Origin of the sequence: Phytoactinopolyspora mesophila (assembly GCF_010122465.1) — a bacterium.
Lineage (GTDB): Bacteria > Actinomycetota > Actinomycetes > Jiangellales > Jiangellaceae > Phytoactinopolyspora > Phytoactinopolyspora mesophila.
Genome location: NZ_WLZY01000015.1, coordinates 95393 through 118295, shown reverse-complemented (window position 1 = coordinate 118295; position 22903 = coordinate 95393). Strand labels below are relative to the sequence as shown.

The following is a 22903-nucleotide window of genomic DNA, read 5'->3' as shown; positions in this document are numbered from 1 at the left end:
CGGCGCATTCTCAGTTTGGGAGCGCTCCAGCAGGTCAGCTCATGGTTCGCTCATGTCCGAGCTTGTCTACCGTTGACATAAGCGCCATAGTTGGCCCGATCCTGGTACGCTCTGGCGCGTGAGCGATCCGAAGGCGCGACATGTGGAACCGCCGAGCAATGGCGAGACCGGAGGGCCGGCGGCGGCCGCCTCGTCGCGGCCCACGGAATCCACACTCTCCCGTGCCACGCTCGCCGACGTGGCCCGGCTGGCCGGCGTCAGCGCCAAGACTGTCTCCCGGGTGTTCTCCGGCAACGCCTACGTTGCCGGGGAGACCCGTGAACGAGTCATGTCGGCCGCGCTCCGGCTCCGGTTCCGCCCCAACGACCTCGCTCGCAGCCTCCGGCACGGCGGGGTCTCCAACACCGTCGGCTTCGTGATGGGCGACATCACCAACCCGTTCTATTTCCAGGTAGCGGCCGGTATCGAGCGCGAACTCGCCAGGCACGGCATGACGATGATCCTCGCGGCCACCGAGGACGAGCCGGCCAGTGAGGAGCGCGTCGTCGAGACGTTGCTCAAGCAGCGGGTTCGGGCCTTGGTGATCGTGCCGATCGCGCCTGACCAGTCCTATCTCGAAGGTGAACGAATACTGGGGACGCCGGTCATCTGTGTCGACCGGCCGGCGACCAATCTGGTCGCTGACTCGATCGTGCTGACAAATCGCGCGGGCACCGCGGAGGCCGTTCGCGCGCTAGTGGCCGTGGGCCACCGAAAGATCGGCTTCTTCTGCAGTCCTGCGGGGCTCTACACACACCAGCAGCGACTGGCCGGTTATCGGGACGCGTTGGCTGAGGTGGGAGTGACCGACACCCAGAGGTGGGAACGGCTCGACGACCCCGATGGTCCCGCCGCGCAAGCCTCGGTCCGGGCGTTGATCACCTCGCCCGACGCCCCCACCGCGGTAGTCGCGGGAAACAACCACGCCAGCGCCGACGTCATCCGTGCCCTCGGTGAACGCCGGGACGAGATCGCCTTTGTCGGCTTCGACGACTTCCAGCTCGCGGATGCCTTCGGTATCAGCGTCATCGCCTACGACCCGCTGGACGTGGGGCGGCGAGCTGCGCAGCGCGTGCTGGAGCGTTTGGAAGAACCGACCGGAGCGCCGCAGTACATCGAAGTGCCGACCCAACTCATCCAGCGCGGGTCGGGCGAGATTCCGCCCCGCCCCGCCCCATGATCATTGTCCTTCTTTGGGTGCTGCAGCGCCTATAAACGGACAACGATCAAGGAACGCTCGGCATCGCGGCCAGCTCCGCTAGGGCTGTCGGCGGTGGGCCGTCGCCGAGCCGCTGCCGGACCGCATCGGCGCACTCACCCGGGATCAGTTCCGAGGTGTCAACCTCGAGATCGTAGATGCCTGGTCGGTGGACCTCGCGCTGCCACGACAGGACGACGGCGGCGTCGCCGCTGGTGCCCCAGGTGGCCCGTCGTCGTTCTCGGACCACCTCGACGGGACACCGCACCCCCACGAACAGCGCCGGTAGACCGGCCAGCCGGCGAGCACATTCCGGCAGGATGTTCAGCGGCCGGGAGTAGGCGTCGTGATGTCCGACGTCGACGACGACGTTGAGCCCCAACCGGCTGTGAGCGGCGATCGAGTCGTACATCGCGCGGTACATGGTGACGACGTGCGGTTCAAGGTCTGGACGTTCGCCGCCCGGACGCAGCCCGATTCCCGGCTGTAGGTGTGCCGGTGTCATCCCCATCACGTGGTCCACGCCGATATTCATCCACGCCGCCTCGAAGCCGGCTTGGATGGCGGCGGCGATGCTGGACTTGCCAGAGCGCGGCGCGCCGTTCAGGATGACAATCCTGCCAGGTCGCCCGTCGTGTCGCATAGCGGTCAGAGGCGGCCTGCGTCGGTCACCTCGACGACGGGGTGCCCGGCCTCGTTCGAGGCGGCCAGATCGACCACGGCGCTGATCCCCCAGTCGTGATCGCCTTCCGGGTCGTCGATGATCTGGCGCAGCTCCCACCGGTCGGGATGTTCGGTGACCAGCAGCATCTTCGGGCTGCGAGCGTCCGGTCCGATGCCCATGTCATTGTGTTCGTCGAAATACGGGTCCAGCGCGTCGGCCCACGAGTCGGCGTCCCAGCCGGACTCCGTGTCGAGTTCGCCAAGTGCGGCCCAGTCTTCTCTCGCCGCCAGCTCCACCCGGCGGAACATCGCGTTGCGCACCGAGACCATGAAGGCCCGACGGTTCGCCGTGACCGGCCTGGGCTGGTCCGCGGCCACCGCGTCGAAGGCGTCGTCGCCCTCCAACGCCTCGGGGTTCTGCAGCTTCTCCCATTCGTCGAGCAGGCTCGAATCGACCTGACGCACCAGCTCACCGAGCCATTCGATGAGGTCGCCGAGTTCCTCGGAGCGGATCTCCTCGGGGACGTTCTGACGTAGCGCTCGGTAGGCGTCGGCGAGGTAGCGCAGTACCAGGCCCTCCGAGCGGGCGAGCTGATAGAAGCGGACATATTCCCCGAAGCTCATCGCCTGCTCGTAGAGGTCGCGGGCGATGGATTTGGGGGAGAGCTCGTAGTCGGCGACCCAGGGGTTGGTCTTGCGGTACATCTCGAACGCGGCGCCCAGCAGCTCGTCAAGAGGCTTCGGGTAGGTGATGTCTTCGAGCAGCTCCATACGCTCGTCGTACTCGATGCGCTCAGCCTTCATCGCGGCGACGGCCTCGCCACGGGCCTTGTTCTGTTGCGCGGCCAGCACCTGGCGTGGGTCGTCGAGCGTCGACTCGACGACGGAGAGCACATCCAGTGCGTACGTCGGCGATTCCGGGTCCAGCAGCTCGAACGCCGCGAGCGCGAACGGCGACAACGGCTGATTGAGCGCGAAGTCCGACTGCGGGTCGATGGTCAGACGGATGGTGCGGCCGTCGTCGTCGGGCTCTTCCAAGCGTTCGATGATGCCGCTCTGCAGCAGCGCACGGTAGATGGCCACGGCGCGGAGGATGTGCCGGCGCTGCGCCTGGCGGGACTCATGGTTGTCGGTGAGCAGCTTGCGCATCGCCTCGTACGCGTCACCGGGTCGCCCGGCCACTCCCAGCACCATCGCATGGCTGACGTTGAAGCTCGAGGTCAGCGGTTCGGGTGGGGAGTCGACCAGCCGCTGGAACGTCTTGTCTCCCCACGAGACGAACCCCTCGGGCGGCTTCTTCCGGACCACCTTGCGGCGCTTCTTCGGATCGTCCCCGGCCTTCGCCACGGCTTTCTCGTTCTCGATGACGTGTTCGGGAGCTTGCACTATCACCTCACCCACGGTGTCGTATCCGGCGCGCCCGGCCCGGCCCGAGATCTGGTGGAACTCCCGGGCGGTCAGGTGCCGGGTCCGCACACCGTCGTACTTGGTCAGACCGGAGAGCACCACGGTGCGGATCGGCACGTTGATCCCGACCCCCAGCGTGTCCGTGCCGCAGATCACCTTGAGCAGACCCGCCTGCGTGAGCCGCTCCACCAGGCGCCGGTACTTGGGCAGCATCCCCGCGTGGTGCACACCGATGCCGTGGCGCACCAGCCGGTTGAGCACCTTGCCGAACCCGGCGTGGAACCGGAAGCCGCCGATCTCCGCGGCGATCCGGTCCCGTTCTTCCCGGCTGGCGACGTTGACGCTGGTCAGAGACTGCGCTCGTTCGATCGCCGACGCCTGGGTGAAGTGCACGACGTAGACAGGTGCCCGATGCGTCGTCAGCAGCTCGTCCAGCAATTCGTGAATGGTGTCGGTCGAGTACGAGAACGTCAGCGGCACCGGCCTCGTCGTGGACGCGACGACGGCGACATCACGGCCGGTGCGCCGTCGCAGGTCCTCGTCGAAGAAGCTGACGTCGCCCAGCGTCGCCGACATGAGCAGGAACTGCGCCTTCGGCAGCTCGAGCAGTGGAACCTGCCAGGCCCATCCCCGCTGCGGATCGGCGTAGAAGTGGAACTCGTCCATGACGACCTGGCCGACGTCGGCGTCGGCGCCGTCGCGCAGCGCGATGTTGGCCAGGATCTCCGCCGTGCAGCAGATGATCGGCGCTCCTGCGTTGACGCTGGAGTCGCCCGTCATCATCCCGACGTTGTCGGCCCCGAACGTGTCGATCAGGCTGAAGAACTTCTCCGACACCAGCGCTTTCAGCGGGGCGGTGTAGAAAGTTCGCTGACCTTTACTGAGGGCGGCGAAATGGGCGCCGACCGCGACCAGACTCTTACCGGAGCCGGTGGGGGTGTTCAGGATGACGTGGGAACCGGAGACCAGCTCGATCAGCGCTTCCTGCTGGGCCGGATAGAGGTCGAAGCCACGATCCGACGCCCACGTGGTGAAGATGTCGTAGAGCGCGTCCGGATCGGCGTCTCGCGGTGGTGGTTCAAGCCTGCTCCGAGCCGTGAGGGTGGTTCCGTCCGCCGTCATGCGGTGGTCGCCGGTGCCGGCGTGATCGGATCCGATGACGCGCAGCCGGGGTGAATGATGTTCTTCTGCCCGGCCCGGCCGTGCAAGAGTCGCGGCGTGAGGCTCATGCCAGCACCGCCTCGCTGCCACGCGCTCTCTCGTCCTTCTTCCACGCCTGGAAGTCGTCCTCGATCAGCCCGGCCCGCCAGTACCCGGAGAGGGAGAGGAGATCGCGTTCGACGCCGCGTTCGTTGAGAAGGTAGTGACGCAACCCCTTGACCAGGCCGGACTCGCCGTGAATGAAGACGTGTGGCCGGCCGGGCCGCCACGGTACCGCCTTGACGGCCTCGACGAGGCGGCTGACATCACCGGCAGGATGGCCGTCTCGGTGCAGCCAAGTGATGGTGGCGTCGGCCTTCGTGAACAGCGGCTGCTCCTCGTCGGGGCCGGCGACCTCGATGATCGCGGTGACCGGCGCGCCGTCAGGCATTGCCTCGAGTGCGGTGGAGATGGCCGGAAGCGCGGCCTCGTCGCCGGCCAGGAGGTGCCAGTCGGCCTGTGGGCTAGGCGCGTAGGCGCCGCCGGGGCCGAAGAAGCTGATCTGATCGCCCGGCTGCGCTCGGGCAGCCCAGGGCGCGGCGAGGCCGTCGTCGCCGTGGATGACGAAATCGATGGCGATCTCACCCGCGGCCTGGTCCACATATCGCACCGTGTAGGTGCGGGTGACCGGCCAGTGCTCGCGGGGCATGGTGGCCTGGACCTCGGCGATATCCATGGGGTTCGGATACTGGGCGTCGGGATGGAGGAAGAGCAGTTTGACGTAGCTGTCGGTGAACTCGTTGTCGGCGAAGTCCGCGAAACCCGCACCACCGGCGACAATTCTGATCATGTGGGGCGTCAGCTGCTCGGTGCGCACGACCTCCAGCCGGGTGATGCGGCGGGGACGGCGCGCGGGTCGATCGCTCTGGGCCATATCCACCAGATTATCGCGCTGCTCTGAGACATGCCTGATCCCTCAACCACCGGCCCCTAGATCATTTAGGCGAAGCCTATCCGAGGGTGACGCGCAGGATCCGGTCATCCCCCTCGCGCGGATCGCCGCGGCCGTCGGTGTTGTTGGTCAGCACCCACAGGGTTCCGTCCGGGGCGCCGACGACGTCGCGGAGCCGTCCGTAGTCGTCGAGGAACGCCTGGGGCTCACCGGCCTCGCCGTCGGGGATCGGGATCTGCCACAGGCGCTCGCCGCGCAGCGACGCCATGAAGAGTGTGTCGGCGTGATACGCGAGCCCGCTCGGTGATGCTTCCTCGACGGGCCATTCGTGTTCCGGGTCGATGAAGCGCTCGTCGCCCGCGATGCCCTCGACCTCCGGCCACCCATAGTTGCCTCCGGCCTCGATGAGGTTCAGCTCATCCACCGTCGCCGGGCCGAACTCGCTGGACCAGAGCCGCTCGTCGTCGTCGAAGGCCAGGCCCTGAACGTTGCGCAGGCCATAGGCGTAGACCGGGGAGTCGTCGATCGGATTGTCATCGGGGATCTCTCCATCCGGCGTGATCCGCAGAATGGCGCCGGCGGGGGAGTCCGGGTCTTGCGAACTCGGCTCGTTGCCGGCGTCGCCCGTCGAGACGTACAGCATGCCATCCGGCCCGAACGCGATCCGGCCGCCGTTGTGGTAAGGATGCGCCGGGATCCCGTCGAACACGGTCTCGAACTCGCCGAAGCCGTCGCCGTTGTACGTGGTGCGCGAGACGGTGTTCTCGTCGCCCATAGTGGCGTACACGTACAGCGTGTCGGGCGACTCCGGATCGAAGGCGATACCCAGCAGGCCGCCCTCTTCCGCGCCCTCGACATCGGGAACCTCTCCGACCTCCGTCACTTCGCCGGTGTCGGTGACGTGGACGATCGTGGCGTCGTCGCGCTGCGACACCAGGGCTTCGCCGTCGGAGAGGAACGCGATGCTCCAGGGCGCGTCCAGCCCGGTGACGATCTCGTCGACATCGGTGGGCTCGACCGGCCCGGACACCGGCGTGGCCGGAGGGGAGGGCGTGACAGGTGTGTGACCGTTGGTTTCGTCCGGCTCGGCGGTGTCGTTCGTCGGTTCAGGGCTGGGCGGGTCTTCGTTGCCGTCGTCGTTCCCGTCCCCGTTGCAGGCAGCAACCAGCAGGACGACGGCGGCCATTGCTACTAGTGAACGCGAGGATTTCACCCGTTCAATGCTAAGCACAACGCGGCGCCGAATGCCCGAACTGATTCTCTGGGCACGGTTCTCGGCGACCGGCCCGCCGGGGCCGCGGACGCACGCCCCCGGCAGCTGCCGATACGTTGGGATCGTGACCGATGTGCTGATTCCTTCTCTCGCCGAGGACCTCTCGTTCCCCGAAGAGCTCACGATCCACGTGTGGGACAGCGGCGACCCGCTGCCGGCCGACGACATCTTGTCGCGTATCGAGTACTACGTCATGCCGTACACGTTCGCGCCGGACACCGGTGATATCGCCGCCAAGTTGCCGCGGCTGAAGGTGATGCAGACCTTGACCGCCGGCTACGAGCACGCGAAGCCCTATCTGCCGGATGGCGTCACCTTGTGCAACGCCCGCGGTGTGCACGACGCAAGTACGGCGGAGCTGGCCGTCACCCTCACACTGGCGTCTCTGCGCGGCATCCCCACATTCGTCGAGGCACGCCCGCGTGGTGAATGGACGTTCGGCTTCTACGATGCGCTGGCCGACCGGACGGTGCTGATCGTCGGGTACGGCTCTATCGGTCAGGCGATCGAACGACGGCTCGCACCGTTCGAATGTGACGTGTTGCGGGTGGCCCGTACCGCGCGGGACGGCGTCGCCGGTTTCGCATCCCTGCCGGAACTGGTCGGGCGCAGTGACGTCATCATCCTGGTCTGCCCGCTGACCGAAGACACCCGTGGCATGGTCGACGCGGAGTTCCTGGCCGCAATGCGCGACGGAGCGCTGCTGGTCAACGTCGCCCGCGGGCCGATCGTCGACACCGACGCCCTGGTGGCGGAATTGTCGACGGGGCGGATCCGAGCGGCCGTCGACGTCACGGACCCGGAACCACCGCCCGCCGGGCACCCGTTGTGGACCGTGCCGGGGTTGCTGATGTCGCCGCACGTCGGAGGGTCGTCGTCGGCGTTCCGGCCCCGTGCCCGGCGGCTGATCCAGGGGCAGCTGCAGCGTTATGCGGCCGGTGAACCGCTGGAGAACGTCGTGGCGGGGCCGCTGGCCCGGTGACCTGCGCGGTCACGTGTCAGCCTGCGGGCTGACGTCGGGCGCCGGATCGTTGGGCGTACGGCCTATCGACACACCGGCTTCGTCGCTAGTGTCTGATACCAGGATTCACTTGTGGCATGGGACGGTGAGGGCGATGGGTGAGGTTCTGGTAGCGGTCGGGACCCGTAAAGGCCTGTGGCTGCTGCGCAGCTCGGATCGGCGCTCGTGGGAGGTGGACGGTCCGCATCTGCTGATGAAATCGGTGGCGGCGTGCGCCATCGATACTCGCGGGGAGCGTCCCCGGATCCTGGCCGGCGCCAGCTACGACCATTGGGGGCCGGCTGTCTCCTGGTCCGACGACCTCGGCGCCACCTGGAGTGAAGCCCCGGACGGCAGCGGCGTCCGGTTCCCGGCGGACCTCGGAGCCTCGGTCGAGCAGGTGTGGCAGATCCGACCGGACACGGCGCACCGGCCGGGTGTGGTGTGGGCCGGCACCGAGCCGTCGGCCCTGTGGCGATCCGACGACGGTGGCGAGACCTTCAGCCTGTGTGAAGGCCTGTGGAACCATCCGCATCGGCCCACCTGGGAGCCGGGTGGCGGAGGCCAGGCCTTGCACACGATCCTGCCGCATCCGGCTGACGGCGCTCGGTTGATGGTTGCGATGTCGACCGGCGGTGTCTACGTGAGCGACGACGCCGGTCAGCGTTGGAACCCGTCTAACTCCGGCATCGACGCCGGGTTCTTGCCGGGCGAGGAGCCGGAGTATGGGCAGTGCGTACACAAGGTGGCGCGCGATCCGGTGGATCCGGAGCGGCTGTTCGCGCAGAACCACGGCGGCGTGTACCGGTCCGACGACGGCGGCGAGAGCTGGACATCCATCGCCGGCGGACTGCCGTCGGACTTTGGCTTCCCGGTTGTGGCGCACCCGCATCGTGCCCGCACCGCCTGGGTGCTGCCCCTGACGGCAGACGTGGAGCGGATGCCGCCGGAGCGCACCTTGCAGGTATGGCGGACCGACGACGCGGGTGGTTCTTGGAGTGGATCGGCGTTGAGCCGGCCGGGGTCGTTCTACGGGTCGGTGCTGCGTGATGCCATGGCCGCTGACGACGTTCCGGACGCCGCCGGGGTGTATGTCGGCACTCGCGACGGATCGGTCTATGCCAGCGCCGACGAAGGTGAGTCCTGGGCTGAGATCGTGTCTCACCTGCCCGATGTGCTCTGTGTCCGTGCGGCTGCCCTGCCATAGTGCGCATGCGCTGGCGGCGAGGGCCCCTGCCGGGAGAGGATGGGTGAATGGCTGAGATGACGCTGGAGACAATTGGTACCGATCAGTTGGACGCCGCCAGACGCTCGTCGAACGGCCGCGCATCGACGACGCTGCACAGCGGTGCCCGGCTCCGCCAAACTCTGATGGCTCTGACCACCGGCACCAGGCTCGACGAGCACCAGAGCCCGGGCGATGCCACCCTCATGTGCCTGCGCGGAAAGGTCACACTGCACGCGGGAGAGCGCAGCGTCGTCGTCGCGGAGGGCACACTCGTGGACATTCCGCCGCAGCGGCACGACCTTGTCGCGGATGAGGACTCGATCGTTATTCTCACCGTCGGCTTGGGCTGATGCCTGAGCGACGTCAAGCGTGCGCGTACCCCCGGTAGCCGCCGACGAGATCAGGCACCTCCTCCGTCCGGATCACGGACCTGCCGTCTCCGGTACTGGACTCCGGGTTTAGCGTTGGATGCCATGACCGTGACACCGTCCTCGTCTTCTGCATCTGCCACCGGCTCGGCCGACGCCGCGAACTCGTCGAAACCCGACATCAAGCCTCATTCCCGGGCAGTCACCGATGGTTTGGGCCGCGCTGCCGCGCGCGGCATGCTCCGTGCCGTCGGTATGGGAGACGACGACTGGGAGAAGCCGCAGATCGGTGTCGGCTCGTCGTGGAACGAGATCACGCCGTGCAACCTCTCCCTCGACCGGCTGGCCAAGGCCTCCAAAGAAGGCGTGCACGCCGCTGGCGGTTTCCCCCTGGAGTTCGGCACCATCTCGGTGTCCGACGGCATCTCCATGGGCCACGAAGGCATGCACTACTCGCTCGTCTCGCGCGAGGTCATCGCCGACTCCGTCGAGACGGTGTTCGGCGCTGAGCGTCTCGACGGCGCCATCCTGCTGGCCGGCTGCGACAAGTCCGAGCCGGCGATGCTCATGGCCGCAGCCCGGCTCGACGTGGCCGCCGTGTTCCTCTATGCGGGCTCCATCCTGCCGGGCCGGGTCGGCGACCGTGAGGTGACGATCATCGACGCCTTCGAGGCGATCGGCGCCTGCGCCCGTGGGCTGATCACCCGCGAAGAAGTGGACGAGATCGAGCGGGCCATCTGTCCGGGTGAAGGCGCCTGTGGCGGCATGTACACCGCGAACACCATGGCCAGCGCCGCGGAAGCGATGGGGATGTCGCTGCCGGGCAGCGCGGCACCGCCGGCGGTCGACCGCCGGCGCGACGGTTTTGCCCGCCGCTCCGGCGAGGCCGTCGTTGAGCTGCTGCGTCGCGGGATCACCACCCGCGACATCCTCACCAGGGAGGCGTTCGAGAACGCCATCGCCGTCGTCATGGCGCTCGGCGGTTCCACGAACGCGGTTCTGCACTTGATGGCCATCGCGCACGAGGCCGAGGTCAAGCTCGAGCTCGACGACTTCAACCGCATCGGCGACCGCGTCCCGCACTTGGCCGACGTCAAGCCGTTCGGGCGTTACGTGATGACCGACGTGGACCGTATCGGGGGCGTCCCCGTGGTGATGCGGGCGCTGCTCGATGCCGGGCTCCTGCATGGCGATTGCATGACGGTCACCGGCAAGACCATGGCGGAGAACCTGGCGCACATCGCGCCGCCTGACCCCGACGGCAAGATCATCCACGCGCTGGCCAACCCGATCCACGCCACCGGTGGAATCACCGTTCTGCGCGGGTCGCTGGCTCCAGAGGGGGCGGTCGTGAAGTCCGCCGGCTTCGACTCCGACGTCTTCGAGGGCAGCGCTCGGGTGTTCGACGGCGAACAGGCTGCGATGGAGGCCGTCGAGCAGAACACCCTGAAGAAGAATGACGTCATCATCATCCGCTACGAAGGCCCCAAGGGCGGCCCGGGAATGCGTGAGATGCTCGCGGTCACTGGCGCTATCAAGGGCGCCGGGCTCGGCAAGGATGTCCTGCTGGTCACCGATGGTCGCTTCTCGGGCGGTACCACCGGCCCGTGTATCGGGCACGTCGCGCCCGAGGCCGTCGACGGCGGCCCGATCGCGCTGGTGCGGGACGGCGATCCGATCCGGCTGGACATGGCCGCCCGCAGTCTCGAGCTGCTGGTCGACGACGACGAGCTGGCCCGCCGCCGGGACGGGTGGACGCCGCCCGCCCCGAAACACGAGCGTGGCGTGCTCGCGAAGTACGCGAAGCTGGTCGGCTCCGCCGCGAACGGCGCCGTCTGCGACTAGCTTGTGCGTTGCGTCCTGCAGGGTGAGCGCCAGGGGCCTCGGTTGGCAGGACGCAGCGTAGCGTCCTGCAGGGTGAGCGCCAGCGGCCTCGGTTGGCAGGACGCTGCACTACGTCCTGCAGTGTGGGGAAGGAGCCCAGGAGAGTGGGCAAGGTCCACGACAGCATCTCTGGCCGGTTGCGAGAGTTCATCGAGGCGCAGAAGGTGTTCTTTGTTGCCACGGCGCCATCCGATCCGGGCGGTCATGTCAACGTCTCTCCGAAAGGTGTTGGCGGATCGTTCGCCGTGCTTGACGAGCACACGGTCGCCTATCTCGACTACACAACCAGCGGGGCGGAGACGATCGCGCATCTGCGTGAGAACGGCCGGATCACGGTGATGTTCTGTGCGTTCGACGGGCCGCCGAACATCGTCCGGCTGCACGGCACGGGCCGCTTCGTCACGCTTGACGATGACGAATTCGCCGGCCTGACCGCACACTTCACCGACCTGCGGGGAGCGCGGGCGGTGATCGTCGTCGATGTCCGTCGTGTCTCGGATTCGTGCGGGTTCGGGGTGCCATTGATGGACTACACCGGGGAGCGCGATCTGCTACCGGCCTACGCCGACCGCAAAGGTGAGGACGGGCAGGCGCGCTACCGGGCCCAGCGCAATCGCGTCAGCATTGACGGCCTTCCGGCGTTCGACTACGACCCCGCCCCCGCTACGCCGTCTGACGTCTCAAGCTGACTGCGCGCCTCTCGAGTTTGAAGCCTGAATCCACGGGTATCGGCGTGTGGAGAGTCCTACGATGAGAAAGTAGCCGGTCAGCCAGGTCCAGCCCATCGGGCACACACCTCGGGGCCGCACAATCAGGCGGCGTAACAGCCGCCTCGTTGGGAGGAGTGCCACCATGAGCGCACCAGACAGCCCGGTCAACGTTTCCGGACGCGACGTCGCTGAGCAGCTTCAGCCCGTGCTCGTCGATTTGATCGCGTTGGCCATCAACGGCAAGCAGGCACACTGGCACGTCTACGGTCGCCAGTTCATCTCCGTCCATGAACGTCTGGACGTCCTCGTGGCCGATGCCCGTAGCTTCGCCGACGAGATCGCCGAACGGGTCATCGCACTTGGTGTCCAAGTGGACGGCAGGGCGCAGACGGTCGCCGACTCCGGTGCTGACTTCCCGGAGGGGTTCATCCCGGATGACAAAGTGATCGCCTTGATCGTCGAGCAGATCGACGCTCTGGTCGAGCGCGCGCGGCAAACGCTCGGGCCGCTTGAGTCGATCGACCAGGCCAGTCAGGACATCGTGCTCGGCATGCTCCGGACCATGGAGAAGCACCGCTGGATGTTCGCCGCACACACGAAGTCGTAAGGACGTTCCCGCACTCACCCGCCGCGCGCGCCCGCTGCGCGGCTCCGGTACGTCACCGAGAGGAAGCATCAATGGCACGTGTCGCATTCATCGTCGACGATGTATTCGAAGACTCTGAGTTTCAGGAACCGTACGACCACGTGAAAGAAGCCGGGCATGAGGCGGTCATCGTCGGCCTGTCCGCGGGTAAGGAGATCACCGGAAAGAAGGGCAGCAAGGTCACCGTCGAGAAGGGGTCCACCGATGTCAGCGCGGACGAGTTCGATGCCGTGGTCGTCCCGGGTGGATACTCTCCGGACAAAGTCCGTACCGATGCGAACCTCGTGAGTCTCGTACGGCAGGCTTATGAAGACGGCAAACCGGTTGCCGCCATCTGCCACGCGGGCTGGATGCTGGCCGAGGCCGACATCCTCCGCGGCAAGACGGTCACGTCGTACCACTCGATCCGGACCGACCTGATCAACGCGGGCGCCAACTGGGTCGACGAAGAACTGGTCACCGACGGCAATCTGATCACCTCGCGCACCCCGAAAGACCTGCCGGCTTTCAACGCTGCGCTCGTCGCGGCGATCAAATAGCGGCCAGAATTGAATCAGGACGCCGGACGCGGGGGAGGGAGTCAATGGGCGCACGGGTCGTCGCGGTGAGGTCCAACCAGCCGGACGGCCCATCCCGCCAGGAGGCGCCGGTCCACGCGGTCTTGCGGCAGCTGACTCGTCCCGTGTGGCGGTTGGCATCGTCGTTCCGGGCGATCGGCCTGGTCGGCGCGCTGTGCTTTTTGTGCCTCACCTTCCTGCCGGCTTTGATCCCGCGGCCGTTGGTGCACCAAGCCGTCTTCTCCGGGCTCACGGCCGCGCTCGGTTATGGGTTCGGCCTACTGCTGGCCTGGTTCGGCCGTCGTGCGGGCATCCATCCTGATTGGGCGGACCGGACACGGCGCATGGGGTGGTTCATACTGGCCGGAGCGGCCGCTCTGGCGATCACCGGCTTCATGTTCTGGAGTTTCAGCTGGCAGGCCGAAGCACGCCGACTCCTCGGCATGGCGGAGATCGGTCCTTCCTTCATCGCGGCGCTGCCGCTAGCACTGGTAACCGCGTTGATCCTGGTGCTGCTCGCCCGAGCGGTCAGAGTATTCGCCCAACGGTGTCTGACAGTGCTGAAACGGTGGGTGCCGCTCACGGTGTTTCGACTGGTGACATGGGTTGGGGTAGCCGCTGTCGCGGTGCTGGTGCTCAACGGCACGGCCATGAGCTGGCTGATCACCGGCATGGAGAAGATCGCCATCGCGGCGGATCGCAGGGGAGATCCAGATCTTGTCCAGCCGGTTCTGGCCGAGCGGTCGGGTTCACCGGAATCGCTGGTCTCGTGGGACTCGCTCGGGCGATTCGGCCGGCAGTTCGTGTCCGGAGGCCCGTCGACGGCGCAGCTCGCTGACTTCGCGAGTCGCCGGGCGACTCCGCCCGAGGCGGATGTCGAGGTGCCGATCAGGGTCTACGCGCCCCTGGGGGCGGCGGATAGCCCCACCGTGGGTGCGGAGCTGGCAGTCGCAGAGCTCGATCGCACAGGCGCGTGGGACCGCGCGGTGCTTGTTGTCGCCGCGCCGGCCAGCAGCGGCCTGGTTGATCCCGCCGCCGTCGAGACCATCGAGTTGATGCACGGCGGCAATACGGCGGTGGCGGCGCTGCAATATTCGGAGCTGCCCAGCTGGATCGCCTTCCTCGCAGACCGCCACGGCGCGCCCGAGGCCGGTCAGGCGTTGTTCGAAGCGGTGTACGCGGCCTGGTCCGAGCGGCCCGAGGCGGAGCGCCCGTTGCTCCTGATGTACGGCGAGTCGCTGGGCAGCTTCAGTGGCCATGGTGCGTTCAGTGGTTTGCAGGACATGGTTGTCCGCACCGACGGCGCGTTGTGGGTGGCGACCCCTTGGGGTACGGAGATCTTGCGAGACCTCACGGAGAACCGCGATGCGGGATCATATGAGCGCCATCCCGTCTACGAAGACGGCCGTCAGGTCCGATGGGCGAGCGGAACCGGCGCCGCCGATCTCTGGGAGCTGGGGCCGCGGTGGGAGTTCCCGCGGGTCGCGTATATCCAACATGCTTCGGACGCGGTCGTGTGGTGGTCGTCCGATCTCCTGCTGCACGAGCCGGACTGGATGCGCGAACCCGCCGGCGTGGACGTGCTCCCGGGTCTGCAATGGCTTCCCGTGGTGACGTTCTGGCACGTCACTATGGATCTGTTCCTCGCCGGTGACGTCCCCGCCGGGTACGGTCACAATTATCTGCTGGAGTACGTCGACGGTTGGAGCGCGGTTGCGCCTCCGGACGACTGGAGCGACCACGACGCCGGCATGCTTCGCGAGGTCATCGATGAGCGATTCGCCGATATGTACTAGCGCTGCGGCGTTGTGTGGCACCCGATCTCCGGGCGATAGGCATAGAGGAGGCTCGCGGCGGGTAGCTCTAAACATGTCGGCTTCGCGAACCAGCGCGTGGAGGCGGTAGTACATGGAGCCTTGGATGATCGCCCTGAGTATGGCTGCCATACTGACCGCGATGCTGGTCACGGTGCTGTTGGCCGGTATGCATGTCGATCGCCAGCACGCGGATCCGCGGCCCCGCCCGCCGGCTATCGTCGAAGAGGCCGAACAGATCGTTCGCTCGGAGGCGGCGCGGCTGCGTCGTGAAACCGATCATGGGGAATCAGGCGGCGGGGTAACGCCGTAGATGTGCACGTCGGTGTCCTCGTCCTGCAGGCGGGGATGGCGGCGCGCGAAGCCGGTGCATTCCCGGGCCATGCCGCTGCACGATGAGGGCGAACGCTGGCGGTCCCCGAGCCCATGCCCACGGGCGAGACCAGGTCATCCGCCTGGCCGGTATCGCGCGACCAGTCGCCCACGCGGCCAGTGGCACTTTCTTTGCCGAACGGCCGTGTGACCGACTGGTATATGGGTAACGTGATTCAAGTCACTCGCCAAGCGGCGTGACACTCGTGGCGGCGGCGGTGTCTCCCGACTGTGGGCCGCGTTATACGGCTCGGCGAACATTGACGGAGGGAATGGACTCATGGTGGAGAAGACGGCCAGAAATACCCAGTCAGAGGGAGCGTCGCAAAGCGATCCCCAGCAGTCGAAAGAGGTTGCGACCGATGCCGGTGGTCCGCTGCTGACGGCGCAGGGCCGGACCACCATTGCGGACGGGGTTGTCTCCAAGATCGCCGGCATCGCCACCCGAGAGGTAGCCGGCGTTTACGATCTCGGGGGTGGTACGGCCCGAATGGTCGGTGCCCTGCGTGATCGGATCCCCGGTTCGACCACCAACTTTCAGCAGGGAGTCTCTGTTGAGGTCGGAGAGCGGCAGACCGCTATCGACCTTGACATCGTCGCCGAGTACGGGGTGTCCGTCGTCGACCTTGCCGCAGGGATCCGGCGCAACGTCATCACGGCCATCGAGCGGATGACCGGGCTGGAGGTGACAGAGGTGAACATTGTGGTCAACGACGTCCACCTCGAAGGCGAGGACGAGGACCACGAGCCGCAGGCCCACCGGGTCGAATGAGTTCGCCGAACCCGCCCGGCGCGGAGCCTGAGGTCGTCGACGCCCTTGCGGAGGCGGTACTGGCCGTCGACGGCGTCGAAGCCCTGCATCAAGGCATGTTCGGCGAGGTGGGCAGTTATCTACCCGGCCGCCGAGTGCCTGGAATCAGAGTGCACGAGAACAGCACGGAGGTGCATGTGGTTGTGCGCTGGGGATCACCGGTCAGGGGAACCGCCGACGCGATCCGGCGGGCCGCGGCAGAGGTTCGGCCCGGCCAGGTCGACGTGATGATCGCGGACGTGGCTATGCAGTCCGGCAGCGAGCAAGGCCGGACACCGCCGGAGGAGAAAGGCGAGGAGGAGACATCGTGAATGCCATGACCACCGGCATGTTCGCTGGACTGCTGCTGGGAGTCGCTGCCGCTGCAGGCGGGTTCGGCGGTTTTCTGGTCGCACTGGGGCTCGGTGCCTTGGGGTGGCTCGTCGCCGGGCAGCTGGCGGGTGAGCTTGATCTGCGCGCGGCCGTACGGGGCCGGGAGCGGGACTGACCATGACCCGGGAGGGGGAAGAGACCGGCATGCCATCGGCGATGGAAGGCATCGAACCGGAGGTACCGCCGGCGGACGACCACACGGGCGTGCCGGCTTCTCCGCACCGTGGCCGGCTCCATATCGATGACCGCGCCGTGCGGAAAGTGGCTGAGGAGGCCGCCGCCGAGGTCACCGGCAGAACCGTGACCCGGCAGGGTTTCGCGACGCTCGGTGCGCAGTCCTTACCGCGCGCCACCGTCAAGGTGATTGGCAGACACGTCCGGATCAGTCTGGACGTCTCTACGCCGGACGGTCGTTCCCTGCCGGAGTGGGCCGCCCGGACTCGCGAACACGTCAAAGAACGGGTGGCGGCACTAACCGGATTGACCGTCGACGTCACCGACGTTCGCATCGCCCGGCTGGGTTCCCCCGAACTCGAGGAGTCGCAGCGATTACTGCCGCCGGCGCAGCGCCCGGCGAGACCGGGTCCGGCCCGCGCGGCCGGAGTATGCCTGGCCTTGCTGGTCACCGGACTCGGTGCCGTCGCCCTCTACGACGCGCTGGTCGGGCTGGACGTTCTTGATGGCGGCACGGCGATCGACGCGGCGCTGAACCGGCTTGACGGCATGGAGCCGGCAAGCTGGATGCTCGCGGCCGGCCCGGGGATCGCACTCGTCGGCCTCTGGCTGGTACTTGCGGCGTGCTGGCGGCGGCCCCGGCGGTCGCTGCCGGTGACGTCGGACACCGGTGTGTACGCGTCGCGTCCGGCCGTCGAAGGGTTGGCGATCGATACCGTCGCTCAACACCCCGGCGTCGTGAAGGCGCGTGCCAAGGTACGCGCCAAGGCTGTGATCCTTCGGCTCGACACCGACGGAGAGGCGACGGCGGAACAAGAGGTGCGCGACCGCGTCGGTGAGCGCCTGTCCCGTCTCAGCGGTCCGCCCGAGATCCGGACTTCGGTGCGGCGGACGGGGATCTCCAGATGAGACGTCCAGGTGCGGTCCTCGAACGGACGGCGGTATTCGCCGTCGGTGTGGTGCTCATGGCTGCAGGCGCGGCGGCGGTGGCGTGGGAGCTGGACTGGATACCAGATGCGCCCGACCAGCTGGATGTGACCGTCGTCGCCGAGCGGACCGAGGCGGGCTGGTGGCCATGGGCGGCGGGCGGCGCCGGTGTGATCCTGGTCGTCGTCGGGCTGTACTGGTTGTTCGCCCACACCCGGCGGCGCACCATTCACCGGCTCGAGCTCTCCGGATCCGACCCTGGCGGCCGGCTGACGGTGGATAGCTCAGCGGTGGTCGAATCGGCACGCGCGACGCTCGAAGGAGCGGCGGGCCTGCAGTTGCGGTCGGGCCGCATCATCGACGCCGACCACCGGGAACGGTTGGTGGACCTGCGCGTTGGCATCGACCCCGGGGCCGATCTCGGCGAAGCCGCGGATGCGGCTGAGCGAGTGGCCGCGGAGCTCGCTGCCAATCTCGGACCCGACTCGGCTATTCGATACCGGGTGATCCTGGCCGGGCAGGGGAAGAAGTCGAAGGTGAGCCGGGTGCAATGAGGACATCGTCGTCTCGGACGACGGTTCGCGCTGGCTACGGCTGTGCCGAGTGCTGGGCTACAACCACGGAGGGAAGGGGCACTCATGGGTGCTGACGACAAGGTCAAGAACGCCGCCGAAGACCTCACCGGCAAGGCGAAGGAAGCCTGGGGTAAAGCCACCGGCGACGAGGAGAAAGAAGCCGAGGGCAAAACCGACCAGGCCAAATCCGACGTGAAGAAGGCCGGCGAGAACATCAAGGACGCCTTCGACCGCTGAGGTATGGCTAGCGGGGCTACTTCACCCACGAGCGGTGGTCGTCGTCAAACGGGGGCGGCGACCACCGACCCCCCGGTGACCGGGAGGCATCACAGAGGGCGTTCTCGTATTGTGGCGCTGGGAGAATCACCCACAGGCGCGTTCGAAGGATGCTGATGGCAGAAGTCCAGGAATTGCCAAACGTGCCTGCGCGGCGGGTCGGAGGTACAGACCTTCTTGTCGGATTGCTGTGGACGTGGCTCGCGATCGCCGTGGTGCTGGGATTCTGGGGCGCGGTGGGGTTCAACGACGCAGGCGGCTTCGTCGTGGGCGCCGTGATTGGCACCGTGTATTGGGTGCCCGGCGCTGCGGCATGGCTGGTGAGCACGTGGGCGATTGAGCCGTGGCTGGTGCGCGGCGTCGGGCTAGTGCGCATGTTGTGGCCGTACGTCGTGGTCGGCGCGTTGATTGGTATGGGGTACTCCTTGGTCGCAAGCTCCAGCATCAGGGTCATCGCGGTAGCGCTGGGCGTCGTGGTTTCCGTCGTGGCACGTCTCCTGGCGGAGCGTCGAAGCCGGCGGAGGCACGATCGGCGCCCCCGATGGGCAGACAAGTTCGTGTTCTGAGTGGTCATGCCAAACTCTTCCGCTATCCGGGCGCGACCGGAATGCGGACGTCGCGTCCGGATGATGAGAAATCTGGTCGATGCACTTGACGGGTGCTCACACGGTGGGTCACGGTACTTCCGTGCGACTCGACATTCTCGTACTTCACTAGCGCGTTCGACGACGTATCGTCAACGCGCTACCCCTCGTGAGCCTCCGGGCCGAGGGGTTTTTTGTTGCTAGGGGAGTTTCGAACTCAGCGGGGAGCACGTGATGGCACGGGACAACGAGGCAGAAGAGGCCGACATGGTGCAGGAGAACGGTGACGCCGGGGCGCGTGAGCGCCGCGACGACGCGACAACGATGACAGGAGCGGCGAGCCTGATCCGCTCGCTCGAGGAAGCGGGCGTCGACACCGTATTCGGAATTCCCGGTGGCGCGATCCTTCCTGCTTACGACCCCATTTTCGATTCCCAGCAGATCCGGCACATTCTCGTGCGGCACGAGCAAGGCGCCGGGCACGCGGCCGAGGGCTATGCGCTGGCCACGGGCCGGGTGGGTGTGTGCATCGCGACGTCCGGCCCGGGAGCCACCAACCTGGTGACACCGATCGCCGACGCTTACATGGACTCCGTTCCCATGGTGGCGATCACCGGTCAGGTGGCCAGCGCGGCCATCGGGACCGACGCCTTCCAGGAAGCCGACATCCGCGGTATCACCATGCCGATCACCAAGCACAACTACCTGGTGACCGATCCGGCCGAGATTCCCCGCACGGTGGCCGAGGCGTTCCACGTCGCTTCCACCGGCCGGCCCGGCCCGGTACTGGTGGACGTCGCGAAGGATGCCATGCAGGCGACCACCGAATTCGAGTGGCCGGCGATGCTCGACATGCCCGGATATCATCCGACGACACGCCCGCACGCCAAGCAGATTCGCGAGGCGGCCCGGCTGATCGTGACCTCGAAGCGGCCGGTGTTGTACGTCGGTGGCGGTGTGCTGCGGGCCAAGGCATGGGCGGAGTTGCGCCAGCTGGCCGAACTGTCCGGGCTTCCCGTCGTCACGACGCTGACGGCCCGGGGTGCGTTCCCCGATAGTCACCCGCAGCATCTGGGTATGCCCGGCATGCATGGCACCGTCGCCGCCGTCACCTCGTTGCAGAAGTCGGATCTGATCATCGCCCTGGGCGCCCGGTTCGACGATCGCGTGACGGGCAAGTTGTCGTCCTTCGCGCCCGGAGCCACCGTCGTGCACGCTGACATCGACCCCGCCGAGATCTCCAAGAACCGGGTCGCCGACGTGCCTATCGTGGGCGACTGCAAGGAGGTCATCACCGATCTCATCGCCGCGGTGCGCGCCGAGCACGCGGCGGGCCGGCAGGGCGACTACGCCGGCTGGTGGAGTCAGCTCGGCCAGTGGCTCGAGCGGTACCCGCTCGGGTTCACCGCGCCGGACGACGGCTCGCTCTCACCGCAGCACGTCATCCAGCGGCTGGGCCAGATCGCCGGGCCGGACGCCCTGTACGTCGCCGGTGTCGGACAGCACCAGATGTGGGCATCGCAGTTCATCTCATACGAGAACCCAGGCACGTGGCTCAACTCCGGCGGACTCGGCACCATGGGCTTCGCGGTGCCGGCCGCGATGGGCGCCCAGGTCGGCAAACCGGACTCCACGGTGTGGGCCATCGACGGCGACGGCTGCTTCCAGATGACCAACCAGGAGCTGGCCACGTGCGCGATCGAAGGAATCCCGATCAAGGTCGCCGTGATCAACAACGCCAGCCTGGGCATGGTCCGGCAGTGGCAGACGCTGTTCTACAACGCCCGCTACTCCAACACCGACCTGCACAGCCAGCGCATCCCCGACTTCGCCAAGCTCGCCGAGGCCTACGGCTGCGTGGGCCTGCGGTGTGACACCGCCGAAGACGTGGACGCCACGATCGAGAAGGCCATGGCGGTCGACGACCGTCCGGTGGTGGTCGACTTCGGTGTCCACCGCGACGCCATGGTGTGGCCGATGGTGGCGGCCGGTACCAGCAACGACGAGATCCAGATCGCGCGGGGGATGGCGCCCGTTTGGGACAGGAGTGAAGAAGAGTGAGCAAACATACGCTGTCGGTGCTGGTCGAGAACAAGCCCGGCGTGCTGGCGCGGATCGCGTCGTTGTTCTCGCGGCGAGGATTCAACATCGACTCGCTGGCGGTGGGCCCCACCGAGTATCCAGCGGTGTCGCGGATGACCGTCGTCGTCGATGTCGAGGACTCGCCGCTGGAACAGGTGACGAAACAGCTGAACAAGCTGGTGAACGTCATCAAGATCGTGGAGCTGGACTCCACGGCCTCGGTCCAGCGGGAACTGCTGTTGCTGAAGGTTCGCACCGACAACGAAACCCGGCCGCACATCCTGCAGACCGTGGAGCTGTTCCGGGCGAAGGTGGTGGACGTCGCCACCGACGCCGTGACCATCGAGGCAACCGGGTCGCCCGACAAACTCGACGCGTTCCTCCGGGTCCTCGAACCGTACGGGATCCGTGAGCTCGTACAATCCGGCGTGGTGGCTGTTGGGCGCGGTGCACGGTCCATCACCGATCGCACGCTGCGCCCGCTCGATCGCCTCGAACGCACCGCCTAACAAATCGTGATCGTGATCCGATCTGAGCCCTCGGAGGTGGTGATCGTGAGCGCATTCGTGTCGCTATAGCGACCTGATGCCGCACACGATCACCTGGTGCGAGGGCGTGGAAGCGCTCACGATCATCGGAAGACGTGCACCAAACCCAGAGTGAAGGAGAAGCCCAAAGTGGCTGAGATGTTCTACGACAATGACGCCGACATGTCCGTGATCCAGGGCCGGGTGGTCGCCGTCATCGGCTATGGCAGCCAAGGGCACGCCCACGCGCTGAGCCTGCGTGATTCCGGCGTCGATGTCCGCGTCGGCCTGAAAGAAGGATCGAAGAGCCGCGCCAAGGCCGAGGAGGAGGGCCTGCGCGTGGTCACCCCCGCGGAGGCTGCCGCGGAAGCCGACCTGATCATGATCCTCGCGCCGGACCACGTTCAGCGGCACATCTACACCGAGGACATCGAGCCCAACCTGCAGGATGGCGACGCGCTCTTCTTCGGCCACGGCTTCAACATCCGGTTCGGGTACATCAAGCCCCCGGCCGGCGTCGACGTCGCCATGGTCGCGCCGAAGGGCCCCGGCCACCTGGTACGTCGCGAGTTCGTCGACGGCCGCGGGGTGCCGGTGCTCGTCGCCGTCGAGCAGGACGCCACCGGCAGCGCCTGGCCGCTGACTCTCGCCTACGCGAAGGCACTCGGTGGTTTGCGGGCCGGAGGCATCAAGACCACCTTCACCGAGGAGACCGAGACCGACCTGTTCGGCGAGCAGACCGTGCTGTGCGGTGGCGTGTCGCGGCTCATCCAGAGCGGCTTCGAGGTCATGACCGAGGCGGGCTACCAGCCCGAGGTCGCCTACTTCGAGGTGCTGCACGAACTCAAGCTGATCGTCGACCTCATGTACGAAGGCGGCATCGCCAAGCAACGCTGGTCCGTCTCCGACACCGCCGAGTACGGCGACTACACCACCGGCCCGAAGGTGATCGACGAGTCGGTGAAGCAGCGGATGCGCGACGCTCTCACCGCGATCCAGGACGGCTCCTGGGCGGCCGGCTTCATCGCCGACCAGGATGCGGGTGCGCCGGAGTTCAAGCGCCTGCGCGCCGAGGGTGAGTCGCACCCCATCGAGGCCACCGGCCGTGAGCTGCGCCAGCTCATGAGCTGGGTCAAGTCTGACGACGACTACACCGAGGGCACAGCCGCGCGCTAGCCGTCGACGCACGCTCCCGTATCGGTGATCGTCAGTACGCTGTGGTCGTTGAGTCGCGGCCACAGCGCACTGTCGATCACCTGAGCACGACCACAGCGTACTGACGATCACCGAGGGCGGAGCCCCCCACAAGAGGGGCGCCACATCC

Annotated in this window: 24 protein-coding genes; 20 read left to right on the top strand and 4 right to left on the bottom strand. The window is 67.1% G+C overall.

Annotation, left to right across the window (positions count from 1 at the left end; genetic code table 11):
• Positions 1-118 precede the first annotated feature (118 nt).
• On the top strand, positions 119-1219 hold the full coding sequence (locus tag F7O44_RS28045; RefSeq protein ID WP_222851778.1) for a LacI family DNA-binding transcriptional regulator: 1101 nt from the start codon (positions 119-121) through the stop codon (positions 1217-1219).
• A gap of 46 nt (positions 1220-1265) precedes the next feature.
• Here the strand turns inward: F7O44_RS28045 and F7O44_RS28040 are convergent, their stop codons facing one another.
• The 4 genes from F7O44_RS28040 to F7O44_RS28025 form a co-directional block, all read right to left on the bottom strand.
• A complete protein-coding gene (locus F7O44_RS28040; RefSeq protein ID WP_162453631.1) occupies positions 1266-1880 on the bottom strand; it encodes a chloramphenicol phosphotransferase CPT family protein in 615 nt (204 codons plus the stop codon).
• Between the two features lie 5 nt (positions 1881-1885).
• Positions 1886-4429: a DEAD/DEAH box helicase gene (locus tag F7O44_RS28035; protein WP_162453630.1), complete on the bottom strand. Its 2544-nt coding sequence runs from the start codon at positions 4427-4429 to the stop codon at positions 1886-1888.
• Positions 4430-4532: 103 nt separating this feature from the next.
• Entirely contained in the window at positions 4533-5381 is an 849-nt protein-coding gene (locus tag F7O44_RS28030) for a siderophore-interacting protein (protein WP_162453629.1), read from the bottom strand.
• Positions 5382-5457: 76 nt separating this feature from the next.
• Positions 5458-6612, bottom strand: coding sequence for a PQQ-dependent sugar dehydrogenase (locus F7O44_RS28025; protein ID WP_222851777.1), 1155 nt, complete (start codon positions 6610-6612; stop codon positions 5458-5460).
• A gap of 121 nt (positions 6613-6733) precedes the next feature.
• Between F7O44_RS28025 and F7O44_RS28020 the strand changes: the two genes are divergently transcribed.
• From F7O44_RS28020 to ilvC, 19 genes are all read left to right on the top strand, one after another.
• Positions 6734-7654 (top strand): 2-hydroxyacid dehydrogenase, encoded by a 921-nt coding sequence (locus tag F7O44_RS28020; RefSeq protein WP_425501453.1) that lies wholly within the window; start codon positions 6734-6736, stop codon positions 7652-7654.
• A 133-nt stretch (positions 7655-7787) separates the two neighbouring features.
• Complete coding sequence (locus F7O44_RS28015; RefSeq protein ID WP_162453627.1) at positions 7788-8879, top strand: sialidase family protein; 1092 nt, start codon at positions 7788-7790, stop codon at positions 8877-8879.
• Between the two features lie 47 nt (positions 8880-8926).
• A complete protein-coding gene (locus F7O44_RS28010; protein ID WP_162453626.1) occupies positions 8927-9250 on the top strand; it encodes a cupin domain-containing protein in 324 nt (107 codons plus the stop codon).
• A 123-nt stretch (positions 9251-9373) separates the two neighbouring features.
• Positions 9374-11113: a dihydroxy-acid dehydratase gene (gene ilvD, locus F7O44_RS28005; protein WP_162453625.1), complete on the top strand. Its 1740-nt coding sequence runs from the start codon at positions 9374-9376 to the stop codon at positions 11111-11113.
• A 143-nt stretch (positions 11114-11256) separates the two neighbouring features.
• Positions 11257-11841: a pyridoxamine 5'-phosphate oxidase family protein gene (locus F7O44_RS28000; protein WP_162453624.1), complete on the top strand. Its 585-nt coding sequence runs from the start codon at positions 11257-11259 to the stop codon at positions 11839-11841.
• A gap of 163 nt (positions 11842-12004) precedes the next feature.
• On the top strand, positions 12005-12469 hold the full coding sequence (locus F7O44_RS27995) for a Dps family protein (RefSeq protein ID WP_162453623.1): 465 nt from the start codon (positions 12005-12007) through the stop codon (positions 12467-12469).
• A gap of 71 nt (positions 12470-12540) precedes the next feature.
• On the top strand, positions 12541-13047 hold the full coding sequence (locus tag F7O44_RS27990) for a type 1 glutamine amidotransferase domain-containing protein (RefSeq protein WP_162453622.1): 507 nt from the start codon (positions 12541-12543) through the stop codon (positions 13045-13047).
• Between the two features lie 44 nt (positions 13048-13091).
• Positions 13092-14861, top strand: coding sequence for an alpha/beta hydrolase (locus F7O44_RS27985; protein ID WP_162453621.1), 1770 nt, complete (start codon positions 13092-13094; stop codon positions 14859-14861).
• A gap of 124 nt (positions 14862-14985) precedes the next feature.
• Positions 14986-15192, top strand: a complete 207-nt coding sequence (locus F7O44_RS27980; protein WP_162453620.1) for a hypothetical protein — start codon at positions 14986-14988, stop codon at positions 15190-15192.
• A 339-nt stretch (positions 15193-15531) separates the two neighbouring features.
• The gene (locus tag F7O44_RS27975; protein ID WP_162453619.1) at positions 15532-16023 is read left to right on the top strand and encodes an Asp23/Gls24 family envelope stress response protein; all 492 of its coding nucleotides are present in this window, start codon (positions 15532-15534) and stop codon (positions 16021-16023) included.
• Complete coding sequence (locus F7O44_RS27970; protein ID WP_222851775.1) at positions 16020-16373, top strand: cation diffusion facilitator family transporter; 354 nt, start codon at positions 16020-16022, stop codon at positions 16371-16373. Before F7O44_RS27975 ends, F7O44_RS27970 begins: the two co-directional genes overlap by 4 nt.
• Positions 16374-16378: 5 nt before the next feature.
• A complete protein-coding gene (locus F7O44_RS27965) occupies positions 16379-16549 on the top strand; it encodes a DUF2273 domain-containing protein (RefSeq protein WP_187361696.1) in 171 nt (56 codons plus the stop codon).
• Positions 16550-16551: 2 nt separating this feature from the next.
• Positions 16552-17517, top strand: coding sequence for a DUF6286 domain-containing protein (locus F7O44_RS27960; protein WP_162453617.1), 966 nt, complete (start codon positions 16552-16554; stop codon positions 17515-17517).
• Positions 17514-18089: an Asp23/Gls24 family envelope stress response protein gene (locus F7O44_RS27955; protein WP_162453616.1), complete on the top strand. Its 576-nt coding sequence runs from the start codon at positions 17514-17516 to the stop codon at positions 18087-18089. Before F7O44_RS27960 ends, F7O44_RS27955 begins: the two co-directional genes overlap by 4 nt.
• Before the next feature lie 84 nt (positions 18090-18173).
• Positions 18174-18347: a CsbD family protein gene (locus tag F7O44_RS27950; protein WP_162453615.1), complete on the top strand. Its 174-nt coding sequence runs from the start codon at positions 18174-18176 to the stop codon at positions 18345-18347.
• Positions 18348-18502: 155 nt separating this feature from the next.
• Entirely contained in the window at positions 18503-18952 is a 450-nt protein-coding gene (locus tag F7O44_RS27945) for a hypothetical protein (RefSeq protein ID WP_162453614.1), read from the top strand.
• A gap of 252 nt (positions 18953-19204) precedes the next feature.
• The gene (locus F7O44_RS27940; protein ID WP_162453613.1) at positions 19205-21031 is read left to right on the top strand and encodes an acetolactate synthase large subunit; all 1827 of its coding nucleotides are present in this window, start codon (positions 19205-19207) and stop codon (positions 21029-21031) included.
• Complete coding sequence (gene ilvN / locus F7O44_RS27935; RefSeq protein ID WP_162453612.1) at positions 21028-21561, top strand: acetolactate synthase small subunit; 534 nt, start codon at positions 21028-21030, stop codon at positions 21559-21561. Before F7O44_RS27940 ends, ilvN begins: the two co-directional genes overlap by 4 nt.
• A gap of 177 nt (positions 21562-21738) precedes the next feature.
• Positions 21739-22755 carry a ketol-acid reductoisomerase gene (ilvC, locus tag F7O44_RS27930; RefSeq protein ID WP_162453653.1) on the top strand — a complete coding sequence of 339 codons (1017 nt, stop codon included), beginning with the start codon at positions 21739-21741 and terminating at the stop codon, positions 22753-22755.
• Positions 22756-22903: the final 148 nt, after the last annotated feature.

Bases quoted from the DNA above. Each gene is read 5' to 3' on its own strand.
- F7O44_RS27940 (WP_162453613.1), top strand. From the start codon at position 19,205: ATGGCACGGGACAACGAGGCAGAAGAGGCCGACATGGTGCAGGAGAAC.
- F7O44_RS27960 (WP_162453617.1), top strand. From the start codon at position 16,552: ATGACCCGGGAGGGGGAAGAGACCGGCATGCCATCGGCGATGGAAGGC.
- F7O44_RS27985 (WP_162453621.1), top strand. From the start codon at position 13,092: ATGGGCGCACGGGTCGTCGCGGTGAGGTCCAACCAGCCGGACGGCCCA.
- F7O44_RS27950 (WP_162453615.1), top strand. From the start codon at position 18,174: ATGGGTGCTGACGACAAGGTCAAGAACGCCGCCGAAGACCTCACCGGC.
- F7O44_RS28030 (WP_162453629.1), bottom strand. From the start codon at position 5,381: ATGGCCCAGAGCGATCGACCCGCGCGCCGTCCCCGCCGCATCACCCGG.
- F7O44_RS27970 (WP_222851775.1), top strand. From the start codon at position 16,020: ATGAGTTCGCCGAACCCGCCCGGCGCGGAGCCTGAGGTCGTCGACGCC.
- ilvD (WP_162453625.1), top strand. From the start codon at position 9,374: ATGACCGTGACACCGTCCTCGTCTTCTGCATCTGCCACCGGCTCGGCC.
- F7O44_RS27975 (WP_162453619.1), top strand. From the start codon at position 15,532: ATGGTGGAGAAGACGGCCAGAAATACCCAGTCAGAGGGAGCGTCGCAA.
- F7O44_RS27955 (WP_162453616.1), top strand. From the start codon at position 17,514: ATGAGACGTCCAGGTGCGGTCCTCGAACGGACGGCGGTATTCGCCGTC.
- F7O44_RS28010 (WP_162453626.1), top strand. From the start codon at position 8,927: ATGGCTGAGATGACGCTGGAGACAATTGGTACCGATCAGTTGGACGCC.
- F7O44_RS28040 (WP_162453631.1), bottom strand. From the start codon at position 1,880: ATGCGACACGACGGGCGACCTGGCAGGATTGTCATCCTGAACGGCGCG.
- F7O44_RS27990 (WP_162453622.1), top strand. From the start codon at position 12,541: ATGGCACGTGTCGCATTCATCGTCGACGATGTATTCGAAGACTCTGAG.
- F7O44_RS27965 (WP_187361696.1), top strand. From the start codon at position 16,379: ATGACCACCGGCATGTTCGCTGGACTGCTGCTGGGAGTCGCTGCCGCT.
- ilvC (WP_162453653.1), top strand. From the start codon at position 21,739: ATGTTCTACGACAATGACGCCGACATGTCCGTGATCCAGGGCCGGGTG.
- F7O44_RS27945 (WP_162453614.1), top strand. From the start codon at position 18,503: ATGGCAGAAGTCCAGGAATTGCCAAACGTGCCTGCGCGGCGGGTCGGA.
- F7O44_RS27995 (WP_162453623.1), top strand. From the start codon at position 12,005: ATGAGCGCACCAGACAGCCCGGTCAACGTTTCCGGACGCGACGTCGCT.
- F7O44_RS28035 (WP_162453630.1), bottom strand. From the start codon at position 4,429: ATGACGGCGGACGGAACCACCCTCACGGCTCGGAGCAGGCTTGAACCA.
- F7O44_RS28015 (WP_162453627.1), top strand. From the start codon at position 7,788: ATGGGTGAGGTTCTGGTAGCGGTCGGGACCCGTAAAGGCCTGTGGCTG.
- F7O44_RS27980 (WP_162453620.1), top strand. From the start codon at position 14,986: ATGATCGCCCTGAGTATGGCTGCCATACTGACCGCGATGCTGGTCACG.